Origin of the sequence: Streptomyces sp. URMC 124, from assembly GCF_051386455.1 — a bacterium.
In the GTDB taxonomy this organism is placed as follows: Bacteria; Actinomycetota; Actinomycetes; order Streptomycetales; family Streptomycetaceae; genus Streptomyces.
The window spans coordinates 1-260 of record NZ_JBPQTS010000520.1 but is presented as its reverse complement, the minus strand read 5'-3'; the positions used below and the strand labels follow the sequence as shown (position 1 = coordinate 260).

Here is a 260-nt window from a genome sequence, read left to right as displayed (position 1 = left end):
CATTCACCGTCACATTGTCCGCCGTCGGCGCCCACAGCTTCAGCACAGCGCCTCCACCTTGATAAGCCGCGCCGAGATCATCGCCGTCGTAGGCATACATCTCGTCCAGCATGCGCCAGCCGGTGGAGGCCGTGACGGTCTTCCCGGCGTAGGTGACTTGAAGCGGCACCTGATCCAGCGTAAAATCAGCCTCCGCTTCCATCGTCGTGCCGTCAAGAATGCTCACCTTGCCGACATGGACCGTGCTGCCGTCTTTGCCC

The 260-nt window shown here is 61.9% G+C and carries 1 protein-coding gene; it reads right to left on the bottom strand.

What is annotated here, in order from left to right:
- Positions 1 to 260: hypothetical protein (locus ACSNOG_RS33555; RefSeq protein WP_436756445.1), on the bottom strand; the 260-nt coding region annotated here is incomplete at both ends.